At 64.5% G+C, this 21292-nt stretch carries 25 protein-coding genes; all 25 read left to right on the top strand.

Going from position 1 to position 21292, the window contains the following annotated elements; genetic code table 11:
* Positions 1-62 precede the first annotated feature (62 nt).
* The 25 genes from N687_RS0103315 (at position 63) to N687_RS0103195 (ending at position 21275) form a co-directional block, all read left to right on the top strand.
* On the top strand, positions 63-1106 hold the full coding sequence (locus N687_RS0103315; RefSeq protein ID WP_029420500.1) for a flagellar hook-basal body complex protein: 1044 nt from the start codon (positions 63-65) through the stop codon (positions 1104-1106).
* Positions 1107-1178: 72 nt separating this feature from the next.
* Positions 1179-1400, top strand: a complete 222-nt coding sequence (locus tag N687_RS0103310) for a flagellar FlbD family protein (RefSeq protein ID WP_331280119.1) — start codon at positions 1179-1181, stop codon at positions 1398-1400.
* Positions 1397-1828 carry a flagellar basal body-associated FliL family protein gene (locus N687_RS0103305; RefSeq protein ID WP_029420498.1) on the top strand — a complete coding sequence of 144 codons (432 nt, stop codon included), beginning with the start codon at positions 1397-1399 and terminating at the stop codon, positions 1826-1828. Before N687_RS0103310 ends, N687_RS0103305 begins: the two co-directional genes overlap by 4 nt.
* Before the next feature lie 30 nt (positions 1829-1858).
* Positions 1859-2884 (top strand): flagellar motor switch protein FliM, encoded by a 1026-nt coding sequence (gene fliM / locus N687_RS0103300; RefSeq protein ID WP_029420497.1) that lies wholly within the window; start codon positions 1859-1861, stop codon positions 2882-2884.
* Entirely contained in the window at positions 2847-4052 is a 1206-nt protein-coding gene (fliY, locus tag N687_RS0103295) for a flagellar motor switch phosphatase FliY (RefSeq protein ID WP_029420496.1), read from the top strand. Before fliM ends, fliY begins: the two co-directional genes overlap by 38 nt.
* A 32-nt stretch (positions 4053-4084) precedes the next feature.
* Complete coding sequence (locus N687_RS0103290; RefSeq protein WP_029420495.1) at positions 4085-4447, top strand: response regulator; 363 nt, start codon at positions 4085-4087, stop codon at positions 4445-4447.
* Between the two features lie 17 nt (positions 4448-4464).
* The gene (locus tag N687_RS0103285) at positions 4465-4851 is read left to right on the top strand and encodes a flagellar biosynthetic protein FliO (RefSeq protein WP_051662907.1); all 387 of its coding nucleotides are present in this window, start codon (positions 4465-4467) and stop codon (positions 4849-4851) included.
* A gap of 67 nt (positions 4852-4918) precedes the next feature.
* Positions 4919-5668 carry a flagellar type III secretion system pore protein FliP gene (fliP, locus tag N687_RS0103280; RefSeq protein WP_029420493.1) on the top strand — a complete coding sequence of 250 codons (750 nt, stop codon included), beginning with the start codon at positions 4919-4921 and terminating at the stop codon, positions 5666-5668.
* A 42-nt stretch (positions 5669-5710) separates the two neighbouring features.
* Entirely contained in the window at positions 5711-5980 is a 270-nt protein-coding gene (gene fliQ, locus N687_RS0103275; RefSeq protein WP_029420492.1) for a flagellar biosynthesis protein FliQ, read from the top strand.
* A gap of 3 nt (positions 5981-5983) precedes the next feature.
* On the top strand, positions 5984-6763 hold the full coding sequence (locus N687_RS0103270; RefSeq protein WP_029420491.1) for a flagellar biosynthetic protein FliR: 780 nt from the start codon (positions 5984-5986) through the stop codon (positions 6761-6763).
* A gap of 3 nt (positions 6764-6766) precedes the next feature.
* Entirely contained in the window at positions 6767-7861 is a 1095-nt protein-coding gene (gene flhB, locus N687_RS0103265) for a flagellar biosynthesis protein FlhB (protein WP_029420490.1), read from the top strand.
* Positions 7858-9894 (top strand): flagellar biosynthesis protein FlhA, encoded by a 2037-nt coding sequence (flhA, locus tag N687_RS0103260; RefSeq protein ID WP_029420489.1) that lies wholly within the window; start codon positions 7858-7860, stop codon positions 9892-9894. Before flhB ends, flhA begins: the two co-directional genes overlap by 4 nt.
* On the top strand, positions 9891-11171 hold the full coding sequence (gene flhF, locus N687_RS0103255) for a flagellar biosynthesis protein FlhF (RefSeq protein ID WP_029420488.1): 1281 nt from the start codon (positions 9891-9893) through the stop codon (positions 11169-11171). The genes flhA and flhF overlap by 4 nt, the downstream gene beginning before the upstream one ends.
* Positions 11171-12064, top strand: a complete 894-nt coding sequence (locus tag N687_RS0103250) for a MinD/ParA family protein (protein WP_051662906.1) — start codon at positions 11171-11173, stop codon at positions 12062-12064. The genes flhF and N687_RS0103250 overlap by 1 nt, the downstream gene beginning before the upstream one ends.
* A 45-nt stretch (positions 12065-12109) precedes the next feature.
* Positions 12110-14227, top strand: coding sequence for a chemotaxis protein CheA (locus N687_RS0103245; RefSeq protein ID WP_029420486.1), 2118 nt, complete (start codon positions 12110-12112; stop codon positions 14225-14227).
* A 54-nt stretch (positions 14228-14281) separates the two neighbouring features.
* Positions 14282-14749: a chemotaxis protein CheW gene (locus N687_RS0103240; protein WP_029420485.1), complete on the top strand. Its 468-nt coding sequence runs from the start codon at positions 14282-14284 to the stop codon at positions 14747-14749.
* A complete protein-coding gene (locus N687_RS0103235) occupies positions 14746-15369 on the top strand; it encodes a chemotaxis protein CheC (RefSeq protein ID WP_029420484.1) in 624 nt (207 codons plus the stop codon). Before N687_RS0103240 ends, N687_RS0103235 begins: the two co-directional genes overlap by 4 nt.
* Complete coding sequence (locus tag N687_RS0103230; RefSeq protein ID WP_029420483.1) at positions 15362-15853, top strand: chemotaxis protein CheD; 492 nt, start codon at positions 15362-15364, stop codon at positions 15851-15853. The genes N687_RS0103235 and N687_RS0103230 overlap by 8 nt, the downstream gene beginning before the upstream one ends.
* Before the next feature lie 22 nt (positions 15854-15875).
* The gene (locus tag N687_RS0103225; protein WP_029420482.1) at positions 15876-16517 is read left to right on the top strand and encodes a hypothetical protein; all 642 of its coding nucleotides are present in this window, start codon (positions 15876-15878) and stop codon (positions 16515-16517) included.
* Between the two features lie 213 nt (positions 16518-16730).
* Complete coding sequence (gene rpsB / locus N687_RS0103220) at positions 16731-17435, top strand: 30S ribosomal protein S2 (protein ID WP_029420481.1); 705 nt, start codon at positions 16731-16733, stop codon at positions 17433-17435.
* Between the two features lie 203 nt (positions 17436-17638).
* A complete protein-coding gene (tsf, locus tag N687_RS0103215) occupies positions 17639-18295 on the top strand; it encodes a translation elongation factor Ts (RefSeq protein ID WP_029420480.1) in 657 nt (218 codons plus the stop codon).
* A gap of 104 nt (positions 18296-18399) precedes the next feature.
* Positions 18400-19152, top strand: a complete 753-nt coding sequence (gene pyrH / locus N687_RS0103210; protein WP_029420479.1) for a UMP kinase — start codon at positions 18400-18402, stop codon at positions 19150-19152.
* A 7-nt stretch (positions 19153-19159) separates the two neighbouring features.
* Positions 19160-19681: a ribosome recycling factor gene (gene frr, locus N687_RS0103205; protein ID WP_231493576.1), complete on the top strand. Its 522-nt coding sequence runs from the start codon at positions 19160-19162 to the stop codon at positions 19679-19681.
* 26 nt (positions 19682-19707) lie between these two features.
* Positions 19708-20493: an isoprenyl transferase gene (locus N687_RS0103200; protein WP_051662905.1), complete on the top strand. Its 786-nt coding sequence runs from the start codon at positions 19708-19710 to the stop codon at positions 20491-20493.
* An 8-nt stretch (positions 20494-20501) separates the two neighbouring features.
* A complete protein-coding gene (locus N687_RS0103195) occupies positions 20502-21275 on the top strand; it encodes a phosphatidate cytidylyltransferase (RefSeq protein ID WP_029420476.1) in 774 nt (257 codons plus the stop codon).
* The last annotated feature ends 17 nt before the right edge of the window (positions 21276-21292 follow it).

Below are 21292 nucleotides of genomic sequence, written 5' to 3'. Positions count from 1 at the left end.
CACCGACGGATGACGGCGGGGCTGCAAATCCATGAGGTGCTATCCAGGGAGGAGAATGTACCATGTTAAGATCCATGTATTCGGCCATCTCCGGCATGGCTGCGTTTCAGACGAAACTCGACGTTATCGGCAACAACATCGCCAACGTGAATACGGCAGGCTTTAAAAGTTCCCGGACGGACTTTGCGGACACCTTGAGTCAGATGATGGCCGGATCCAGCGCTCCGGTAGCCACACCTAACGCAAACGTGTACACACTCGGCGGCACCAATTCACAACAAGTCGGCTTGGGTGTGAAAGTTGACGGGATACAGACTTTGTTCACGCAGGGTGCGCCTCAATCGACAGGGAACCCGACGGACCTGATGTTGAATGGCAGTGGGCTGTTTGTCGTGTCGCCTGATAACGGCCAACACTTCTATTACACACGTGAAGGTGATTTCAGCGTGGACTCTGGCAACAATCTGGTGTTGCCGAACGGGCAAGTGGCTTTCGGATTTACGGCTGCAACGCAGGACGCCACCAACAAAGTGACCGGTTTGAATGCTTACATTGCCTCCAGCAGCAGCGATCTGAAACAGATGAACCTTGACCAGGCAGTGTCCGACTACCTCGCGTACTTCAAGGCACCGTTGCCCGGTTCGACGGATCCGAACGCGTCCGTACTGTCCAATGCGGGTGTGACTTCCGCGAACGTATCTACGATGACACTGTCTCAGTCACCGGATGTACAGGTGGGAGCAGACGGGTCAGTAAGTGCGAATGTTACGGTTACGTGGGGGGCGGCTCCAAACACGCAAACCAAGGATATGCGTCTTGTCCTTGGGCACATCGCTATCGCATCCGTGCCCAACCCGGCAGGTTTGGACAAAGCCGGAGACTCTCTTTATCAAATCTCCAACAACTCCGGCCAACCAACCTATCTGACACCTGGCCAGAACAGCACAGGCACGGTGCAGGCAGGTTACCTGGAAATGTCCAACGTCGATCTCACGCGGGAGTTCACGGAGATGATCGTGGCGCAGCGCGGATTCGACGCCAACTCCCACGTGATCGGCACCGCCAACGCCATCCTGCAGGACATCGTCAACCTGAAAAACAGCTGATGGCGGCAATGATAAGGAGGCCTTGCCCCGCGGCGTTCCAGCTGTGCAGGCGGGCGTCCTGAACCGGGAGGGATGGCGGTGATCCGATTGACCCGGTTGAACGGGACCGCGCTGTGGCTGAATCCCCTGCTTGTGGAGTCGGTGGAGCAGACGCCGGATACCGTGATCACGCTGGCCAACGGGCACAAGTACGTGGTGCGCGAGGCGGCGGAGGAGATCGGGGACCGAATGGCTGCTTACTTGCGGCGGATCGGTTTGATTGCGGCAGAGGGAAAGAAGGAGGAGTCGGGTTGAGGCGCGCGTTCGTCCTGATGATTTCCATCATCCTCGGCGCCGCGGTCCTGGTCGGGACGGGCCTGGGCGGGTACTGGTACTGGAAGTCGGCGCACGACAAGGCCCGGACGGCTCAGGTGCCTTTGGCCAACGAGCTCAAACAACTGCGGGTGGATCTGCCGGAAAACACCACAAACCTCCAGGATGGGCTGATCCAGTTCACGCTGTCCCTGCAGGCGCATGACGCACAGACCAAGACGGAGCTGGCGGACATGCAACCCCAGGTGGAAGATGTCATCAACCGGACGATGCGCGGGTTCTCCGCCCAGGAGCTGCGCACGCAGGCGGGCGTCACGCGCCTGGCGGGGACGTTGAAGGATGCCATCAACGGGGTGTTGCCGCAGGGGCGGGTGGACGCCGTCTATTTCGCCACCATCGTCGTGCAGTAGCGTGTCTCCTTGCGGAAAGGGGGGATGGAGATGTCGGAAGTGCTGTCCCAGGAGGAAATAGACGCCCTCCTCTCGGCGCTGCACCGCGGTGAACTGAACGCGGAAGACATCCGGGAGGAGTCCGGCGGGCCGCGTGTCCGCAACTACGACTTCCGCCGGGCGATGCGGTTTTCGAAGGATCATATCCGCATCCTCCGGCGCATCCATGAGCATCTGGCGCGCCTGGTGAGCACGCACCTGTCGGGGCAGCTGCGTACGGTCGTCCAGATGCAGGTCGAGACCGTCGACCAACTGCCGTACGAAGAGTTCATCCGCTCCATCCCGCCGTTGACGGTCATTCAGTTGGTGGAGATGTCCCCGCTGCCTGGAAAGATGGTGTTGGAGTTCAACCCGCAGGTGGTGTTCGCCATGCTGGACCGTCTCATGGGCGGGGTGGTGCACGGGCCCTACCAGGAACGGGAGTTGACGGAGATTGAGTTGGTCCTCGTGGAGCGGCTCTTTTCCGCCCTGAAGGGTTTCATCGCGGAGGCGTGGCGCAACGTCGAGATGCTCTCGCCGCGGCTGCTCCAACTGGAGAGCAACCCTCAGTTCCTGCAGCTGGCCACCCCCAATGAGACGGTGCTGGTGATCACGATGAGCGCGCGCGTCGGAGCGGTGTCGGGCCTGGTCAACGTCTGTATTCCGCACGTCACGCTGGAGCCTGTCCTGCCGAAGCTGAGCACGCAGCGATTCATGGACAGCCGCAAGCCGGGCGGCAGGGGACAGGAAGAGGAGCGGCGGTTGGCAAAGCACCTGATGGGCGTCTCTGCGGAAGTGGCCGTCGAACTCGGCCGGACGCGGTTGAGCATGGCGGACGTGCTCGACCTGCAGGCCGGGGACGTGATCCCGTTGGAGCAGTCCATCCGCGAGCCATTGACGGTGTACGTCAACGGCGTGCCGACGTACTCGGCGAGCGCAGGTCAGCGGCACGGACATTACGCGGTGAAGGTACTGGCCGAGTGGAAGGAGGTGTACGACGATGAACGACCAGATGAAGCTGTCTCAGGAGGAAATTGACGCTCTCCTGCGCGGGGGGTGGTCCACACCGGTGCCCGCCGACATGGACGGGCCGCCGCCGTTGTCGGAAGAGGAGCGCGACGTGCTCGGCGAGATCGGCAACATCAGCTTTGGTTCGGCGGCCACGAGCCTGTCGGCTCTGTTGCAGCGGCGAGTGGAGATCACCACGCCCAGCGTGTCGGTGCTCCGCGGGGATCGCCTCGAGGCCGATCTGGCCAGGCCGTATGTGATGGTGATGGTGGAGTTCACCGCCGGTCTGTCGGGCAGCAATGCACTGGCCGTGGAGTTGGAGGACGCGAAGACCATCGCCGACCTGATGCTGGGTGGCGACGGGCGAAACGTCAACGTCGAGTTGAATGAGTTGCACCTGAGCGCAGTCGCCGAGGCGATGAACCAGATGATGGGCGGCGCCGCGACGGCCCTGTCGACCCTGCTGGGCCATCCGGTCAACATCTCTCCACCCCAGGTGCGGTTTGTCGATCTCGCGGCCGGAGACGAGTTCGATCTGGGCCAGCAGGAATGGGTGGTGATGACCTCCTTCCGATTGCGTGTGGAGGATTTGATCGACTCCTCCATCATGCAGCTGGTACCCATCTCGTTCGCGCGAGAACTGTTGGATCATCTGCGCCGGGGCATGGGGGCGGGCGACAGCGCACAGGCCCCGATGACTGCGACCGATCCGGCGGAGGCACAGGTACCATCTGCGTCGGCGCAGCCCGGCACGGCTGGGGACGGGCCGAAGGACCAAGCGTCCGCGCTGCGGGAGCGCGTAGCGTCTCTGGACGTGGCGCCAGCGTCGGAACCGGCTTCGGCCGCGGATCGAAAGCCGCAGTCGCCTGCGCCTCCGGTCCAGGTGAAACGCCCCCAGTTCGCCGATTTTGACGATCCCGCCCCGCCGGCGGCGGCACCGCGGAACCTGTCGCTGCTGCTCGACGTGATGTTGGATGTCACGGTGGAGCTGGGGCGGACGCGCAAATCCATCCGGGAGATCCTCGATCTCGCGCCCGGGTCTGTGATCGAGCTGGAGAAGTTGGCCGGCGAGCCGGTGGACATCCTTGTCAACGGCAAGCGGATCGCCACCGGCGAGGTCGTGGTCATTGATGAGAATTTCGGCGTGCGCGTGACCGATATCCTGAGCCCGGTGGACCGGGTGAAAAAACTGCAGTGAGTGACCAGTACGTGTAGGAAGGTGGGCAACACGTGGCGAACCGAATCCTGGTCGTGGACGATGCGGCATTCATGCGCATGATGATCAAAGACATCCTGACCAAAAACGGATACGAAGTGGTGGGAGAGGCGTCCGACGGGGTGCAGGCGGTGGAGAAGTACCAGGAGCTGCAGCCGGACCTGGTTACGCTGGACATCACCATGCCCGAGATGGACGGCATCGAGGCGCTCAAACGGATCCGCGCCGCCGATCCCAACGCGCGCGTGATCATGTGTTCGGCGATGGGCCAGCAGGCCATGGTCATCGACGCCATCCAAGCGGGGGCAAAGGATTTCGTGGTCAAACCCTTTCAGGCCGACCGGGTGATCGCAGCGGTGAAAAAGGTGCTCGGCTGAGCGGATGGTGAACGACGGTGAGTCCTTCCGTGTTGGGCAATCCGGTATGGGTGGCCTTCCAGCTGCTGCTCTCTTTGGCGGTGGTGTTGGCTCTGGCTGTGGTTGCCATCCGCTATTTGGCGCACCGGTCCCGATTCTCCCATACGGCAGCGATTCAGGTGCTGGCCGCGCGCCAAGTGGCGCCTAATCGCTCGGTTCAGGTCATCGAGGTACACGGGCGGCGCTATCTCATCGGCGTAGGTGATCAGGTGTCGCTGTTGGCGGACGTGACCGACCACTTCCCGCCCGCGCAACGGGAGCCGCAAAGATCCGGCGGGGGCGAGTTGTTCGCGCGTGTGCTGTCGGAGCGCATGCGCCGCCTGCGAGAGCAGGATCATGCCGGTGAGCCGGGAAAGGAGACCTGACCCGATGGGGATGAACTCTCGGGCGAAGCGGCCCCGAGGATGGCCGTGGCTCCGAGCCGGCGCCGCGATGCTTCTCACCCTTGTCGTCCTCGCGGCGATCCATCCAGCCGTGTGGGCGGCGAACGCCAGTGCCCAGGCGGGCGGCCTGCCCGGCGTGCAGGTGAGCGTGGGAACGGGGGATTCACCCCAGTCCGTAGCGTCGACGCTGAAAATCGTCCTGCTGCTGACGGTGCTCTCGCTGGCTCCCGCGATCCTGATTTTGATGACGTGCTTCACGCGCGTGATCGTCGTCTTGTCATTCGTCCGCAACGCCCTGTCGCTGCAGCAATCGCCGCCCAACCAGGTATTGATTGGGTTGGCGTTGTTCATCACATTGTTCGTGATGCAACCGACGCTTTCGGCGGCCAACAGCCAGGCGTTGCAGCCCTATCTGCGCGGAGAGATCAGCCAGACGGTGGCGATGCAGCGGGCGGAGTTGCCGTTCAAGACGTTCATGGCCAAGCACACGCGCCGTCAGGACCTGGATCTGTTTCTGTCCTACCGGCATCTGCCCGAGCCCAAGGCCCCTGCGGACATTCCGCTGACCGCGTTGGTGCCGGCGTACACCATCAGCGAGCTGAAGACCGCTTTTCAGATTGGCTTCATGCTCTACCTTCCGTTTTTGGTGATAGACCTGGTGGTGGCGACGACGCTCATGTCGATGGGCATGATGATGCTGCCGCCGGTGATGATCTCGCTGCCCTTTAAAGTCTTGCTGTTCGTCATGGTGGACGGGTGGTACCTGGTCGTCAAATCGCTCTTGTCCGGCTACACGTGAACGGCGCGGTTCCGGGACGGGGCGGCAAGGAGGCATCGCATCTTGGACGCGAATTTCATCATCGGCCTGGGGACTCAGGTGATGTGGTTGGTCGTCAAGTTGACGGTTCCCATTCTGGGCCTTGGATTGGCTGCCGGGGTGGCGGTCAGCCTGTTTCAGGCCACGACTCAGATTCAGGAACCCACGCTGTCGTTCGTCCCGAAGGTGGCGGCCGTGATGGTGGCGCTCCTTCTGTTCGGTCCGTGGATGCTGACGATCCTCGTGGATTTCAGCGCCCAGGTGCTCGGCCACCTGAACGACTTTGTGCACTGAGCCATGACTTCGTTCGCACTCAATCATTATCCGTTGTACCTGTTGGTCTTGCTTCGCGTCGTCGCATTTGTCGCCACGTCGCCGTTGATGTCCATCCGGCTGTGGCCGGCTTGGGCCAAGTTGGGCCTCGCGGCGTTCACGGCATTGTGGATCGCGCCGGACCTGCCGTCTGTACATACCCCTGATCCCCTGGCCGACGTAGGCCGGTATGTCGACATGGCCCTGCGGGAGACGGTGACGGGGATGTTGTTGGGCCTGATTGCCACAGCCGTGGTGGCTGCGCTGACCATCGCCGGCCAACTGTTCGACTTGCAGATTGGCTTCGCCTCAGGCGCCCTGTTGGATCCCGCCGGTGGCCAGGTGAGCGGTGTGACGGGCAACCTCCTGTCCACCTTGTTCAGCCTGTACTTTCTCGGCTTGAACGGGCTCGACGGACTCCTGCTTGCGTGCATGAACTCCTACCGGTTCGTGGGGCTCGGCGCCCTGCGCCTGCCGGACGGTGCGTGGGCGGCGTGGGCCCGGCTGATGGACGCGGTGATGGCGCTCTCGGTTCAGGTGTGTGCCCCATTGGTGGCCGCATTGCTGCTGACAGATGTCACGTTCGCCCTGTTGTCGCGAGCCGTCCCGCAGATGAACGTGTTCGTCGTCGGGCTGCCTGCCAAACTGTTCGTCGGGCTCGGCCTCTTTGTGGCCGTCCTGCCGGGTGTCGTGGATTTGTTCGGCTCGGTGTTCGCCCATCTGTTCGCCGAGCTGGATGAAAGTTTGCGCTGGTTGGGGGGATGACCGGTGGTTCCGTTCACGTTGCAGCGCTTCGCGGAGGAGCGGACGGAGCGGGCCACCCCGCGCCGCCGTGCGGAGGTCCGCCGCCAGGGTCGTGTCCCCCACAGCGCTGAACTCAGCGGCGCGGTCGCCTTGTTGGCCGGTGTGTTGGCGTTGTTCGCATTCGGCAGCCAGGTATGGAATGAGGCTGTGGCCACCATGGCGTCCGGGTTGGTGCAGAGCCCGCCCGCGGACTGGACACCGAGGGGAATTCGTTCTCTGTTCGCCCAGACCCTTGGCCATGTCGTCCGCATGGTGTTGCCGGTGGCGGGGATCGCGCTGGCGGCCGGCCTTGCCACCGCGTTCGCCCAGGTGGGCGCCCTGTTCGTCCCGCAACTTTTGGTGCCGGATCTGCGGCGGATCGACCCGCTGGCGGGGCTGCGGCGCCTGTGGAGCGCCCGGACGCTCGTCGAAGCCGCGAAGTCGATGCTCAAACTCGCGTTGGTCGGCGGGATCGCCTACATGGGCGCAAAGGACGCGGCGCAGGTTGTCGCACGCCTCGGGGGGGTGGATCCCGCCCGCCTGCCAGGGGCCGTCGGACAACTGGCGCTCCGCCTGGCCATCGAGATCGCCGCGGCATTCGTCGCCTTGGCCCTGCTGGATTGGGCCTGGCAGCGCTTTGAGTTCGAGCGCAGCATCCGCATGACCCGCCAGGAGGTCCGAGAGGAGTTCCGCCAGCAGGAGGGGGATCCGCAGATCCGCCAGCGCATCCGCCAGCGGGCCCGGGCGCTCGCCATGCGGCGGATGATGCAGAACGTGCCGAAGGCGGATGTGGTCGTGACGAACCCGACGCACTATGCGGTAGCCCTGCGCTATGATCCCGCGTCCATGACGGCACCGCGGGTGGTGGCCAAGGGGCAGGATGAGCTGGCGCATCGCATCCGGTCCTTGGCGCGAACCCACGGCGTGCCGGTCGTCGAGAACCGACCGTTGGCGCAGACGCTGTACCGGACGGTGGAAGTGGACGAGGTAATCCCGCGCGAGCTGTACCAGGCGGTCGCGGAAGTGCTGGCCTATGTGTATCGCCTGCGCGATCGCGCCAACGAAGGGGTGAAACGGTGAAACGGTCGGACCTCGCCGTCATGGCGGCGGTCATCGGGATCGTCGTCATGATGGTGATCCCGCTCAACAAGACCCTGCTCGACGTGCTCTTGGTGATCAATCTGTTCGCGTCCATGACCGTGCTGATGGTCGCGATGAACACGAAGGAGCCGCTGGAGTTCTCCGTGTTTCCGTCGCTCCTGTTGGTGACCACGCTGTACCGGCTGGCGCTCAACGTGTCGTCCACCCGCCTGATCCTGACGCAGGCGGATGCCGGCGAGGTCATTGCGACCTTCGGCAACTTCGTCATCGGCGACAACATCGTCGTCGGTTTTGTGGTGTTTTTGATCCTCGCCGTGATCCAATTCATCGTCATCACGCGCGGAGCTGAGCGTGTGGCAGAGGTGGCGGCCCGCTTCACCCTCGACGCGATGCCGGGCAAGCAGTTGTCCATCGACGCCGATCTCAACGCGGGCCTGATCACCGAGCAGGAGGCGCGGCAGCGCCGCCAGACCATCGAGCGCGAGGCGGATTTCTACGGCGCGATGGACGGCGCGTCCAAGTTCGTCAAGGGGGACGCCATCGCCTCGATGCTGATCGTCGCCATCAACACGGTCGGTGGCTTCATCATCGGCATGGCCATGCACCACATGGATTGGTCGACGGCGGCCCACACCTACACCGTCCTGTCCGTCGGCGACGGGTTGGTCAGCCAGATCCCGGCGTTGCTGTTGTCGACGGCGACGGGCCTGATGGTGACGCGGGCGGCGTCGGATGCCAACCTGGGCACCGACGTGGTCAAGCAGGTGTTGCAGTATCCGCGCGCCCTCTTCCTCGTCGCGGGTGCACTGGGTCTGTTGGGGCTCTTCACGCCCATCGGCATCCTTCGGACCGGCCCGGTGGCTGCGCTCGCTGCATTCATCGGGTGGCGCGTGCAGCGCCAGGCGGCACAACTGCAGCGACGGGAGCAGGAAGCGGCGCTGCGGGCGAAGACCGAAGAGGTGAAAAAACCGGAGAGTGTCCTCTCCCTGCTCGGGGTGGATCCCATCGAGTTCGAGTTCGGGTACGGGCTCATCCCGCTGGTGGACGCCAAACAAGGCGGCGACCTCCTGGACCGCGTGGCGCTCATCCGGCGCCAACTGGTGCTGGAACTGGGGCTGGTGATCCCGGTGGTGCGCCTGCGCGACAACATTCAACTAAAACCGTCAGAATACGTCATGAAAATACGAGGAGTCCAGGTGGCGCAAGGAGAAATATTGATGGGACATTTGCTGGCGATGAGCCCGGGTCCGGAGGACCCGGGCGTAGGGGGCATTCCCACGCGCGAGCCGGCCTTTGGGATGCCAGCCGTGTGGATTCCGGCGGAGGCACGCCATCGAGCGGAAGCCGCGGGATACACGGTGGTCGATCCGAGCTCCGTCATCGCGACGCATCTGACCGAGGTGCTCAAGCGACATGCTCACGAACTGCTCGGCCGTCAGGAGACGCAGGCTCTGCTCGACCACGTCAAGGCGACGGCACCGGCACTGGTCGAGGAGGTCGTGCCCGGCACCCTCACCGTCGGCCAGGTGCAACGGGTTCTAGCCAACCTGCTGCAAGAGGGCGTCTCCATCCGCGACCTGGTCACCATCCTCGAAACCCTGGCCGACGCCGGGCGTACGACGAAAGACCCGGATGTCCTGACGGAGTACGTGCGCCAGGCGCTCGCTCGGCAGATCTGCCAGCAATTGCGGATGCCCGGGGAGCCGTTGACGGTCGTGACGCTGGCCCCTGCGGTGGAGGAGCGCCTTCAGGCCTCCCTGGTGTCCTCCGACGCAGGGACGTTTCTTGGGATCGATCCCAACGTCGCCCAGCAACTCGTGCGCCGTTTGCGGGAGGAGTGGACGCGTCTGCAGTCCCTGGGCAAGACGCCGGCCCTGCTGACGCATCCGCAGCTGCGCCTGCCGGTCCGCCGCTGGCTCGCCCGCATGCTGCCCGACATGCCGGTGTTGTCATACAACGAGCTCGATCCGGCGGTGGCCATTGAGAGCGGAGGGGTGGTGAATCTGACTTGATCATCCGCAGGTACGTGGTCCGGGAGATGCCGGAGGCGGTGGCCATGATCCGGCGGGAGCTCGGCAAGGATGCGGTCATCCTGAGCACGAAGAAAGTGAAGGTGAAAAAGTGGCTCGGCCTCTGGCGGCGCACCTGCATCGAGGTCATCGCCGCCAGCGGCGACGATGTGCCCCTCCTCGCGGACAGCGCGCGCCCGGGTTCCGGGGTTCGTCCTTCGGCGAGCGTGGTCCGCGCCCGAGGGACGGGCGAACGTCTGGCCGCCGGCCAAGACGCCGCTTCTCGATCCGGCGCGTCGCCTGACCCCGTCTCGGCGGTGCAGGGCGTGGCGAACTCGGCTCCGGCGGCGCAGGCGACCCGCGCAGGAACCGACCGTGTGGAGGCCGTCGCAGGTGGCGCCGCCTTCGAATCCGTCCGGCAGGAGCTGGCGGAAGTGCGGCGGTTGTTGGAATCGGCGATCGCAGGACGGGATCTGGGCCTGCGCGGCGTCCTGCAAGAGTTGGTGCGGCAAGGAGTGAATCCGGAGCAGATCTGGCCGCTCATCGATTCGATCGGGGTATGGCCGTCGGAGGAGAAGGACGTCCTCAACCCCTCTCTGCCCGCACGGACGGAGCAACTGAAGACCGCGCTCAGCCGGCGGATCGTCGACAGCCTGGCGGAACTCCGGCAAGCGCAGCCCATCGGTGCCAAGTCGCGGGTGGTGGCGCTCGTCGGCCCGACCGGTGTGGGGAAGACGACGACCATTGCGAAGTTGGCTGCGCTGAACGTCATCGGCGGACAGCGGCGGGTGGGGTTGATCACGGCGGACACGTACCGGATCGCGGCTGTGGAACAGCTTCGTACATACGCCAACATTCTCAACGTGCCCCTGGAGGTCGTCTGTCACCCGCAGGATATGCCGGGAGCTCTGGAGCGCCTGAGCGATCGGGATCTCATCCTCATCGACACGGCGGGCAGGAACTTTCGCATGGACGTGTACGTGCAGGAGATGAAGGCGTTGCTGTCGGCTGCGCCCGTGGACGAAGTGCATCTCGTGCTTTCGCTGACCACGAAACCGGAGGATATGGACGCGGTGGCGGAAGCGTTCAGCACCTTGCCCGTGCACAAGTTGCTCTTTACGAAACTGGACGAGACCCTCAGCCATGGGGCGATCTTGAATCTGATGTGCAAGTACCGGCTGCCGCTTTCCTACGTGACCACAGGGCAGAACGTGCCGGACGATCTCGAGGTCGCAGATATAGAAAAGTTACTCAGGGTGATCTTTGGGGGGGCCGCCTGATGCTGGAACCGGGAGGGCCAAAGCGCGCATGGGAGCGCAATCCGGGCCAGGACGCCACGCCGCACCCGCAGTCGGTGGTGGCCGTGGCGAGCGGCAAGGGTGGGGTCGGCAAGACCCATTTCTGCGTCAACTTCGCGCTGGGGTTGATGCAACATCACATCCGTCCGATCGTCATCGACGCGGACGTCGGGTTTGCGGATGTCGAAGTGATGCTGGGCGTACGGCCCAAACGGACGCTCGTCGACGTGTTGGAGGGGCTGAGTGTGCTCGAGGCCATTGAGTACGCGCCGGGCGGCTTGCCCTTCCTTTCCGCCGGCAGCGGACTCGTCGACCTGCATGACTTGACGGGCGATCAGATGGCCCGCTTGGTCGGGCAAGTGTCCCTGCTGCAGGAGCGGTTTGACATCGTCTTGATGGACTGCGGGTCGGGCATGGGACCGAACTTTGAACGGCTCCTGTCGGCGGTGGACGACCTGATTGTGATCACCACTCCGGAACCGACCGCGCTGGCGGACGCGTATGCCCTGCTGAAACTGCTGACGCTGCGGGGGGCGTTGCCGCCTGTACGGCTGGTCGTCAACCGGGCGGAGTCATTCGTTCAAGGGCGGTTGACCGCCGAGAAGTTGCGGCTGGTTGCGGATCGGTTTCTCGACGCACCGGTGGGCGTGCTGGGATACGTGTTGGAAGACGACGCCGTACCGCATGCGGTGATGCAACAGACGGCGCTCATGACCGCCTTCCCGCAGTCCGCGGCCGCACGGTGTTACCAGCAGTTGGTACACAATTACCTGCGGATCGATCCCGCTCCTCAGCGAGGCGGACTGTCCGGCTTCCTGATCCGGGTGTGGGAGCGCCTGCGCCACGGGCAGGAGGAGACGGGCCACAGCGCATGAGGCAGTTGCCCTTGCTTCGCAAAGTCTGACAAGGAAGTGCATGATGTGGAAAATCTCCAGTACCTTCAGGCATTCTTGGATGAATCCGAAGAAAACCTTCAGATTCTAAATGAACTGTGCCTGCGCGTCGAGCAGGGAGCTGCAGCGGACGGCGATTTCGCGGCCATGTTTCGGGCTGCGCACACGCTGAAGGGCATGTCGGCGACGATGGGATTTCAGACGATGGCGACCGTCACCCACCGGATGGAGGATCTGTTGGGGGTGTTGCGCGACCACCCCGAACGGGTGAGCGGGGCGTGTGTCGACGCCTTGTTCGCGAGCCTCGATGTGCTCGCTGCTCTGTTGGCGCGCATCCGGGACGAGGGAGACGAAGCCGGCGTGGCGGCGGAGGAGACGGTCGGACGCCTGACCCGGCTGTACGCGGAGCTGACGGGTGCGGCCGCGGCGGAGGTGGCAGTGACGGCTTCTCCGTCCCCAGCCGTGCAGGGACCGGCCCCGTACCCGATGGTATCCGACAGCGCGGCCAGGGTGTTGGAGGCGTGCCAGGCGTCGGGGATGGCCACGGGCTGGGTGACGGTGTCGTTGGACGCGGGGTGCGTGATGCCTGGGGCCCGCGCACTGCTGGTGATGCGGGAGTTGGAGCAGGCGGGCACCTGTGTCCAGTGTGAACCCGACGCGGAACGGATGCAGGCGGGGGACATTCCGGGACCCATCGCGTTTCTGATGGCGTTTGAAGGCGAACCCGAACCGGTCCTCGAGGCCATCGCCCAGATGCCTGAGGTGGCGTCCGTGGACTACCACCCGTGGATCCCCGGGGCACCGGAGACCTCATCGTCTGCGGCGGGACCCGTGGTGGCACCGTCCGCATCATCCGGTCAAACGCCGGCGTCCGCAGTTGCGCCGGGCCCAGGTGTGACCGGCACGCCTGCGGCTGTGGAGGGAGGCGCGCCCGGACCAGAGGCAGCCGCGGCCAAGCCGGATGCGGGCCGGCCGCGGGCAGGCGCCGCACGGGCGGATCGCACCATCCGCGTGCCGGTGGAGCGGTTGGACACGCTGATGAACCTGTTGAGCGAGTTGGTCATCGACCGCAACCGCTTGGGCGCCATCGCGGCGGCGGCCGACCGGGCAGATCTTCGCGAGTTGAGCGACCACGTGGCCCGCATCGCTGGGGAATTGCAGGCGGCGGTGATGTCCCTGCGCATGGTGCCGATCGAGTACCTGTTCCAGCGTTTTCCGCGGATGGTCCGCGACCTGGCGAAGACCCTCGGCAAGGAGATCCGGCTCGAGATGTCCGGCTTGGAGACGGAGTTCGACCGGACCATCATCGACGAGATGGGGGAGGTGTTGGTCCACCTGATCCGCAACTCCGCGGACCACGGTCTGGAGAAACCGGAAGACCGGCTGGCCGCTGGCAAGCCGGAAGCCGGGGTGATCCAGCTGCGCGCATACGCGTCGGGCCAGCACGTATTTATCGAGGTCGCGGATGACGGGCGCGGGATCGACGTGGAACGCGTGCGCCGCCGCGCCATCGAACGTGGGTTGGCGGACCCCGCCCAGGCTGCGCAGCTGTCGGACGAGCAGGTCTATGAGTTCCTGTTTGCCTCCGGGTTCAGCACGGCGGAGTCTGTCTCCGACATCTCGGGCCGCGGTGTCGGGTTGGACGCTGTCCGCCAAAAGGTGGAGTCGCTGGGGGGACGCGTGGAGATCGAATCGGTCCCGCGTCAGGGGACGACTTTCCGTATCCGCCTTCCACTGACCCTGGCGATGCTCGAGGCCCTCTTGGTGGAGGCGGCTGGGCATATCTTCGCCATCCCGCTGACCGCCGTCGAGGAAGTCGTCGCCGCCAGCTCCCAGAACGTCCGAACGGTGCATGGAAGCCGGGTCCTCGACGACCGCGGGAAACTGGTCCCCTTGGTGGACGTGGGCACGTGGCTCTTGGGCACGGAAGGTGGCGGCCGGTGGTTGGTGGTCTGCCGGGAAGGGAGCCGGCGGACGGCCTTTGCGGTCGATCGCCTCCTGGGACAGCGAGAGATCGTACATAAGTCGCTCGGCGAGTATCTGGCACAGGTCCCCTGGTTCGCAGGGGCCGCGATCCTCGGGGACGGCGGGATCGCCTTGATTGCCGATGTGCACACATGGATGAACGGGGCGCTCCGGCGCTGACGAGGGACAGCGCGGCGGGTGGCCCGAACGGATTCGGAAAGGAGAGCGATCCGGGTGTCGGAACGTCAATATATCCTGTTTTCCGTGGCGAACGAGCAGTACGGCGTGCCGGTGGAGCAGGTGCAGTCGGTCGAACGCATGCTGCCGATTGCGCACGTGCCCAAGACACTGCCGTTCATCAAGGGAGTGGTCAACCTGCGCGGGGTAGTGACGCCGGTGCTCGACTTGAGGCAGCGATTCGGTTTTCCGCCGGCGGAGGCAGATGCGGAAACGCGCATCGTGGTGGTGCAGGTAGAACGCTTCCTCGTCGGTCTGATTGTCGACGCGGTGGACGATGTCGTGTCCATCGACGCGTCTGCGGTCGAACCGCCTCCGGCTATGGTGGGCGGAGTGGAGGCGGAGTATCTGCACGGTGTCGTCCGGCGGGGCGACGGGGTATTGATCCTGCTCAATCTCACCCGGGTGTTGTCGGACGCAGAGGAACGCCAGCTCCGCGAGGCGGAAAAGAGTGTGACCGGATGAGTGAGGGGTTGACGCCCGGGGATGGCACGCTGGCGCTCCTGGCGGAGATCGGCAATGTCGGCGCAGGTCACGCCGCGACGGCCTTGTCGGTGCTGGTCCAGGACCGGGTCTCCATCTCGGTGACGGAGACCCGCGTTTGCTCGTTTCGGGAAATCCCGGCGATCGCCGGCGGTGACGAGGTGCTCACTGCGGCGGTGTTGCTGCGGCTCGAAGGGGACGTCACGGGCGACATGATGTTTCTGCTGCCCGTGCCGAGCGCGAAGCGGTTGGTTCAACGCATGTTCGGCCGCGCCGCTGAGGCTCCGGGGGAGGACTTCTCGGAGATGGAGTTGTCCGCCCTGGCGGAGGCCGGCAATATCCTCGGGGGTTCGTACGTCACCGCCGTCAGCACCCTGACGGGCCTGCGGCTGATCCAATCGGTCCCGGCGGTCGCTGTGGACATGGCGGGTGCCATTCTCGGCACGGTGCTGACGGACACCGGCCAGACCTCCGATTACGCGGTGGTGATCCGCACCTCCATCCATCAGGGCGGGGCGGACGTCGACGGCCATCTGTTCTTGCTCCCGGATCCGCCTTGTGTGCCGACCTTGTTCACCGCGCTGGGGTGGACATATGGCTGAACGGGGCGAGGACGTGGTGCGGGTGGGCATCGCCGAGGCGGCGGTGGTGCGCTGTGGACAGCGGTTGCGTACAGCAGGGCTCGGATCATGCGTGGGCGTCGTGTTGTACGACGAAGTCGCGGGTGTTGCGGGAATGGCGCACGTGATGCTCCCCGCGCCTCCAAGCTCGGGCCCGGTCAACGCGGCGAAGTACGGCTCGACCGCTGTCCCTTGGTTGCTGGAGCGCCTCTGTGAGCTGGGCGGTGAACCCAGGCGCGTACGCGCCAAGCTGGCCGGGGGCGCTCAGATGTTCGCCCCAATCCGCGGCGACCTGCTGCGCGTCGGGCCGCGCAACGTGGAAGCCGTGCTCGCCGCGCTTCAGGCCTGCGGCATCCGGGTCGTCGCGCAAGATACGGGCGGACAGGTGGGGCGGACCATCGAGTTCGACGTCTGCACCTCCCGGTTGTCCATTCGCACGGCCCGAGGCGCGTCGTATGAGATCTGATCCATCGAGGAGGCATGGCCACATGGGGCAGACCGCATGGGTCTATATGGTGTTGGTGTTCCTGGCTGGGGGGGCCTGGCTGCTCTCGCGCAAGATGGGGCGCGCCGCGGGCAGTTGGCGGATGCCCGGTTGGCTGCAGCATGCCTGGGGTACCTCGCAGCCTTCGGCCGTTGCCGGAGCCGCAGCCGAGGAAGCGGAGCGGATCGCGGCTGTGCTGGAGGATATCCACCGTGAGCTGGCCGGTGACGGAAGGCGGCTCCGCGAGGATGTCGCCGTCGCGTTGGAATGCATGAACGACGAGATCCGCGAGGAGCTGGCGCGGCTTCGTGAAGAATTGGCGGACGTGCGAAACCAACTGTCGGCGCTGCAGCAGGCATTTCCTGACTGGAATATGGCATCGAAGGTGCCTTTCGCGGCGAACCGGTCCGCCGGGAGTACGTCGACGGCGCAGGGCGCCGCCGCGGTCAATGGAACGCGCGAGAAGGCGCAACCAGGCGATCCGCCTGGCATGACCGATGGAGACGCAGAACGCTACTTTCGCATCTTGGAAGCCTGGCAATCCGGCAAATCGAAGGAGCAGGTGGCGCTGGAGACAGGGGTGTCACTCGCAGAGGTCGAACGGGTCGTCGACTTGATGACACGGCCGGGCACCGGAGCCATGTAGGAACGGGGGAACTGATTGAAAGGATGTCGCCCGTGGTGTGTGTACACACTTGAATGTCCGGTTGCCCGCCCTGGATGCGTATGCTATATTAGAGAACGGTGTGAAGGTTCGCCAAGGCGAAGTACACACGTCCGCGGATGCCGCGCACGGTCCTGCACGGCAGGTGGCCCGGCAGAGGAAGCGGGCGGAGGCCAAACCACAGGAGGTTGAACGATGGCGATTATCTCCATGAAGCAGTTGCTGGAGGCGGGTGTTCACTTCGGACATCAGACGCGCCGCTGGAATCCGAAGATGGCGAAGTACATCTTCACGGAGCGCAACGGCATCTACATCATCGACCTGCAGAAGACGGTCCGCAAGGTCGAGGAGGCGTACAACTTCGTCCGCGATCTCGCGGCGGAAGGCAAGACGCTCCTGTTTGTCGGCACCAAAAAGCAGGCCCAGGATGCCGTTCGGGAAGAGGCGGAGCGGTGTGGCATGTACTATGTCAACCAGCGGTGGCTGGGCGGGACGTTGACGAACTTCCCGACCATTCAGCGCCGAATCGCGCGCCTGCAGCAGCTGGAGGTGATGGAGGAGGACGGGACGTTCGACCGTCTTCCCAAGAAGGAGGTCATCCTCCTTCGCAAGGAGAAGGAGCGTTTGGAGAAGTACCTGGGCGGCATCAAGGGGATGACCAAGCTGCCGGATGCGATGTTCGTCATCGATCCGCGCAAAGAGCGGATCGCCGTCGCTGAAGCGCGCAAGCTGGGGATCCCGATTGTGGCCATCGTCGATACCAACTGTGATCCGGACGAGATCGATGTGGTGATCCCGGGCAACGACGACGCCATCCGCGCGGTGCGCTTGTTGACCAGCAAGATGGCGGATGCCGTGCTGGAGGGCCGCCAGGGCGGCGAGGAGACGACCACAGCATAAGGCGACGGCCGGAGTGTCGATGCCGACTTGAACAACGGATGGGAATACGGTGGGAAGGCGGATTTCCGCCTCCCTGTCTCCGCGTCTCCAGGTCTGGATCGGGCCGGGAGCGGTGAGGTGGCGGGAGATTCTCTGCCTCGTCACCTTTTTTGTGCCGGAGCGGGCCGGAGCGCAGTGATGTCAACCAGATAGGGGGAAGGCAGATGGAGATCACAGCAGCCATGGTCAAGGAGCTGCGCGAACGCACAGGTGCAGGGATGATGGATTGCAAGCGCGCTCTGGCCGAGACGAATGGCGACATGGAGCGGGCCATTGAGGTCCTGCGGGAGAAAGGCTTAGCGTCTGCGGCCAAAAAGGCGGGGCGCATCGCGGCCGAAGGCGTCGTGGGTGCGTACATTCACGGCGGTGGTCGCATCGGGGTGTTGGTGGAGGTCAACTGTGAGACGGATTTCGTCGCCAAGAACGACGATTTCCGGGCATTTGTCCACGATGTCGCGATGCACATCGCGGCCTCTGCACCGCAGTACGTGCGGAGGGAGGAAGTGCCGGAGGACGTGGTCGCGCGGGAACGGGAGATCCTGCGGGCGCAGACGCTCAACGAAAACCCGAACAAGCCGGCCAACATTGTGGATAAGATCGTCGAGGGCCGCATCGAGAAGTTTTATAAGGAAGTTTGCTTGTTGGAACAACCGTTCGTCAAAGACCCGGACAAGACGGTGGAACAGCTGGTGAAGGAGAAGATCGCCCAGATCGGCGAGAACATCTCCATACGCCGTTTTTCCCGCTTCGTGGTCGGCGAGGGCATCGAGAAAAAGGAAACGAATTTTGTCGAAGAGGTCATGGCGCAGGTGCGTTCGTGACGGCGTGAAGGGGACACGAGAGTGTTCCCTTTCTGCAACCGGCGCAAAACCGGCCTGAAGCATGCGGCCGCCCCGGGGACCAGGCTTGGAACGGAGGATACGGGATGTCGACACCGAAATACAGACGAGTCGTACTGAAACTCAGCGGTGAGGCGTTAGCCGGTGAAAAGGGCTTCGGGATCGATCCGTCGATGATCCAGACCATTGCGGAGCAGATCCGCGAAGTGGTGCAGATGGGCGTCCAGATGGCGGTCGTGGTCGGCGGCGGCAACATCTGGCGCGGCATCTCTGGCAGCGCCCAGGGAATGGACCGGGCGACGGCGGACTACATGGGCATGTTGGCCACCGTCTTGAACGCCTTGGCCCTGCAGGACGCCCTGGAGAAGGTCGGGGTCGATACCCGTGTGCAGACCTCGGTGGAGATGCGACAGGTCGCGGAACCTTACATCCGCCGCCGCGCGATCCGCCACCTGGAGAAGAACCGCGTGGTGATCTTCGCTGGGGGGACTGGAAATCCGTATTTCTCCACGGACACGACGGCTGCCCTGCGGGCGGCGGAAATCGAAGCCGACGTCATCCTGATGGCGAAAAACGGGGTGGACGGCGTGTACAGCGCAGATCCACAGAAGAACCCGGACGCGGTGAAATACGACGAACTCGGGTTTTTCGACGTACTGAGCCAGGGGCTCGGGGTGATGGATTCGACGGCGACATCCCTGTGCATGGATAACGACATCCCGTTGTTGGTGTTCGCCATCAGCGAAAAAGGCAACATCCGCCGGGCGGTGCTCGGTGAGCCCATCGGGACGATTGTGGGGAGGAAGGCACGTGCTGAACGACGTGATTCGGTCCGCTGAGGAACGGATGGAGAAAGCGGTTCAGGTGTTCAAACGGGACGTTGCGACGGTGCGCGCAGGTCGGGCCACGCCGAATATGTTGGACAAAGTCACGGTGGAATACTATGGAAGTCAGATGCCGGTGAATCAGGTGGCCAGCGTCACCACTCCGGAGCCGCGCCAATTGGTGATCGCCCCGTGGGACAAGGGCCTGCTGAGTGAGATCGAACGGGCGATACAAAAGTCGGACCTGGGATTGAATCCGATGAACGACGGTTCGGTGATCCGCCTGATCCTGCCTCCATTGACGGAGGAACGCCGGCAGGAGTTGGTCAAGGTGGTCCGCAAGATGGCCGAGGAGGCCCGGGTGGCGCTGCGCAACATCCGCCGGGACGCCAATGAGGACTTGAAAAAGTTGGAGAAGTCCGGCGATGCGCCGGAGGACGAGGTGCGCCGGGCGACGGACAAGGTGCAGGCGTTGACCGACCGGTTTGTGGCGGAGATCGACAAGGCGGCGACAGCGAAGGAAAAGGAGATCCTCGAGGTCTGAGACGCGGGCCGCGGCGACGAGCCGGGATGACAAGGGGGTCACGCCGGTTGCTGAAGTGGATCCTCGGCAAGCGAATCCGGGCACAGGAGGGGAAGGCGTCCGTCGAGGCCGCGGGCCTTCCTGGGCATGTGGCCATCATCATGGACGGCAACGGGCGTTGGGCGAGCCGGCGCGGCCTGCCGCGAGTGGCCGGTCATCGGGCGGGCATGACGAAGGTGCGCGAGGTGATCCGCGCCTGCGATGAACTGGGTATTCCGTGCTTGACGCTGTACGCGTTTTCGACGGAGAACTGGAAGCGGCCACCGCAGGAGGTGGAGTACCTCATGCGGTTGCCGGAGGAGTTCTTTCGCAGCGAGATCGACGAACTGGTGGATCGGGGCGTGCGCGTCCGCTTCATCGGGGACACCACCCAGCTGCCGCCGTACACCCAGGAGACGGTGCGCAAGACTCTGGAGCGCACGCGGGAGAACCAGGGGATGATTGTCAACTTCGCGCTCAACTACGGCGGCCGGGCGGACATCTTGTGCGCGGTGAAGGCGTATGCCCGGGAGGTCGCCGCGGGTGCAGCGTCCTGGGACGACCTCAGCGAAGAGCGCTTGGACAAATATCTCTCGACAGCTGGCCTGCCGGACCCGGACTTGGTCATCCGTACGAGCGGGGAGATCCGGCTGAGCAACTTCCTGATTTGGCAGGCGGCGTACGCGGAGCTGTGGTTCACCGACGTGCTGTGGCCTGACTTCACGCGTGAGCACCTGGAACAGGCGCTGCGTGACTATCAACGCCGGAAGCGGCGCTTCGGCGGGATCAAGTAGGTGGGCCGATGCTGAGGCAAAGAGTCATCACCGGGATTCTGGCGGTGGTGGTCGTGATCGCCATCGTGGTCTGGGGCCCCCTGCCGTGGCGGGTCTTTGCGTTCGCCGGTTCCCTGCTCGCGGTCCGCGAGTGGTGCACCATCACCGGTGTGGATTGGAGGAGCGCACCGGGGGTGTGGGCTTTGGCGACCGTCACGGTGGTCCTCTGGCGACCGGAGTGGCTGACTCCGCCCTGGTTGCCTTTTTGGGTGATGGGGACCCTGGCCATCCCGGTGTTGCTGCGCAACCGGACGGCGGCGGGGCAGATGTCGATGCTCTGGACGGGTGCCCTGTACATAGGTTTTGGCGGGTCGTCCCTCGCCGCGCTGCGTGATCTCGGCGTCGGGTGGTTGGTCTTGCCGTTGGTGACCATTTGGGCGACGGATACCACCGCCTACTTTGCGGGGAGTTCCCTTCAGGGCCCGAAGCTGTGGCCGGACATCAGTCCGAAGAAGACCATCAGCGGCGCCGTAGCCGGCCTGGCCGGGGGGGCAGCGGCTGCCGCCCTCGTCGGGGCGGTGGCCTTCCCGGAGGTCCCATGGTGGACGTTCCTGTGGATTGGGGCGGTGGTATCGGCTGCCGGCCAGGTGGGGGATCTGGTCGAATCCGCATGCAAGCGCGCGGCCGGGGTCAAGGATTCGGGCCACCTGTTGCCAGGTCACGGAGGGGTGCTCGATCGCGTGGACAGCCTGCTGTTGGCCTCGCCGGTGGCGCTGTGCGTCTTGACGCGGATCATCCATTGACGGGGATGAGGGAGGGG

It is taken from the genome of Alicyclobacillus macrosporangiidus CPP55, assembly GCF_000702485.1.
GTDB classification, from domain to species: Bacteria; Bacillota; Bacilli; order Alicyclobacillales; family Alicyclobacillaceae; genus Alicyclobacillus_H; species Alicyclobacillus_H macrosporangiidus_B.
The sequence above is the reverse complement of the archived record's forward strand: the minus strand, read 5'-3'. Positions and strand labels throughout refer to the sequence as shown.

Bases quoted from the DNA above. Each gene is read 5' to 3' on its own strand.
- N687_RS0103315 (WP_029420500.1), top strand. From the start codon at position 63: ATGTTAAGATCCATGTATTCGGCCATCTCCGGCATGGCTGCGTTTCAG.
- N687_RS0103310 (WP_331280119.1), top strand. From the start codon at position 1,179: ATGGCGGTGATCCGATTGACCCGGTTGAACGGGACCGCGCTGTGGCTG.
- fliM (WP_029420497.1), top strand. From the start codon at position 1,859: ATGTCGGAAGTGCTGTCCCAGGAGGAAATAGACGCCCTCCTCTCGGCG.
- fliY (WP_029420496.1), top strand. From the start codon at position 2,847: ATGAACGACCAGATGAAGCTGTCTCAGGAGGAAATTGACGCTCTCCTG.
- fliP (WP_029420493.1), top strand. From the start codon at position 4,919: ATGCTTCTCACCCTTGTCGTCCTCGCGGCGATCCATCCAGCCGTGTGG.
- N687_RS0103270 (WP_029420491.1), top strand. From the start codon at position 5,984: ATGACTTCGTTCGCACTCAATCATTATCCGTTGTACCTGTTGGTCTTG.
- N687_RS0103250 (WP_051662906.1), top strand. From the start codon at position 11,171: ATGCTGGAACCGGGAGGGCCAAAGCGCGCATGGGAGCGCAATCCGGGC.
- N687_RS0103235 (WP_029420484.1), top strand. From the start codon at position 14,746: ATGAGTGAGGGGTTGACGCCCGGGGATGGCACGCTGGCGCTCCTGGCG.
- N687_RS0103230 (WP_029420483.1), top strand. From the start codon at position 15,362: ATGGCTGAACGGGGCGAGGACGTGGTGCGGGTGGGCATCGCCGAGGCG.
- N687_RS0103225 (WP_029420482.1), top strand. From the start codon at position 15,876: ATGGGGCAGACCGCATGGGTCTATATGGTGTTGGTGTTCCTGGCTGGG.
- rpsB (WP_029420481.1), top strand. From the start codon at position 16,731: ATGGCGATTATCTCCATGAAGCAGTTGCTGGAGGCGGGTGTTCACTTC.
- tsf (WP_029420480.1), top strand. From the start codon at position 17,639: ATGGAGATCACAGCAGCCATGGTCAAGGAGCTGCGCGAACGCACAGGT.
- pyrH (WP_029420479.1), top strand. From the start codon at position 18,400: ATGTCGACACCGAAATACAGACGAGTCGTACTGAAACTCAGCGGTGAG.
- frr (WP_231493576.1), top strand. From the start codon at position 19,160: ATGGAGAAAGCGGTTCAGGTGTTCAAACGGGACGTTGCGACGGTGCGC.
- N687_RS0103200 (WP_051662905.1), top strand. From the start codon at position 19,708: ATGACAAGGGGGTCACGCCGGTTGCTGAAGTGGATCCTCGGCAAGCGA.
- N687_RS0103195 (WP_029420476.1), top strand. From the start codon at position 20,502: ATGCTGAGGCAAAGAGTCATCACCGGGATTCTGGCGGTGGTGGTCGTG.